Annotated in this window: 2 protein-coding genes; one reads left to right on the forward strand and one right to left on the reverse strand. The window is 75.0% G+C overall.

Features of this window, described 5'->3' with window-relative positions; genetic code table 11:
- Positions 1-738 (forward strand): DNA polymerase III subunit beta (locus PV721_RS43350; RefSeq protein ID WP_319734373.1); only part of this gene is annotated, 738 nt, incomplete at its 5' end.
- Between the two features lie 14 nt (positions 739-752).
- On the opposite strand, the gene PV721_RS43355 is transcribed toward PV721_RS43350, so the two are convergent.
- On the reverse strand, positions 753-1,250 hold the full coding sequence (locus PV721_RS43355) for a hypothetical protein (RefSeq protein ID WP_319734375.1): 498 nt from the start codon (positions 1,248-1,250) through the stop codon (positions 753-755).
- Between the last annotated feature and the right edge of the window lie 168 nt (positions 1,251-1,418).

Genomic DNA, 1,418 nt, shown 5'->3' on the forward strand with positions numbered 1-1,418 from the left:
ACCGCCACCACCGCCGCCACCGTCCGGCTGGCCGTTTCCGCCCCCGAGCTGGCCGCCGCGCTGGACGCGGTCCGTTTCGCCGCCGGCACCGATCCGGACCTGCCGGTGCTCGGCGGAGTCCTGTTCGACATCGAGGGCGACGCGCTCCGCGTCGTGGCCACCGACCGCTACCGGATGGCCGTCGCACGGGCCGGTACCAGCGGCCACGACGGGCCCCGCGTGCAGGTCGTCGTACCGTCCCCGCTCGCCGACGCGATGCGGGCGCTGCTGAGCGACGACGCCTCGGTCCGGCTCGCCGTGGACGGTGGCCGCGTGACCCTGGAGGCGGGGGACCGTCAGACGGCCGGCCAGTGCGTCGATCACGATTTCCCCGACTACCGTCGCCTCGTCCGCCTGCCGGCAGGGCGCCGCGCCCTCGTCGATGTCGAGGCCTTCCGGAAGGCGTTGGAGACCGGCCCCGTCCGTGCGGGGGAGGTGCGCGAGCAGGACGGCGTCTCCTGCGAGCTCAGCGTGCTCAAGGTGACGGCCGACGGTGTGGTGACCGTCTGCGAGGACGGCGACGACGACCGGCACCGCGTCGCCGTCAACCGCGAGTTCCTCCTGCACGCCCTCGCTGCCGCCGGCGCCCGGGACCGGCTGCTCCTGGAGTTCGGCGCCCCCACGGCGCCCCTGGCGGTCCGCCGGACCGACACCGAGGACACCTTTTCGCTGCTGATGCCCGTCCGTCTGGAGGACTGATCGGCCGGATGCGCTCAGACCCCTGCCCACGTGCGCAGGAGGGACTCCCGTGCGGGTGGCTTGGGCGTGCCCTGCGGGGCGTGTTCGCGGCCCCAGGCCTCCAGGGTCCGGGGGTCCGCCGTTCTCGCGACGAAACGGGCGAGCAGGTCCTGGGAGAGGGCCGTCTCCTCGGCCCCGTAGCCTGCGACCGCCGCATGGACCGTCACCCGTTCCGGCCCGTTCTCCGTCTCCAGCCGCAAGGTCATCTCGGGCGGCCCCTCGCCGAGGAAGGCGTCGACCGCGGCCGAGAGCACCGATCCGAGGAGCTTCGCCGCGCGGCCCGACGGGCCGTCGACGGGCACGTCCTCGACGACCGCGGAGCGCAGTTCCTCCCACGTCCACGCCCGGGAGCCGTCGGGGTCCACCGCCTGCAGCCCGTCGCCGGTCAGCCGTACGCAGCCGCCGATGGCGCTGGGCGGTGAGCCCACGTACACGGCGTCCGGAGTGACCCAGAACAGTCCGACCATCGCCACAACCGACTCCCACCGCTCGCACGACCCACGCCACCGGCCCCGCCCCCACCCGTACCGCCCGGGCGGAACGGGTCACCGCAGACACGCCGGGGCCGCGCCCGTCCGGATGCATCCGCGCCCGCCGGGACGGACGCTGGGAGGGGGGGCCGGGATGCCGCAAGTGATCGT

The organism is Streptomyces sp. MB09-01, assembly GCF_033794505.1.
In the GTDB taxonomy this organism is placed as follows: domain Bacteria; phylum Actinomycetota; class Actinomycetes; order Streptomycetales; family Streptomycetaceae; genus Streptomyces.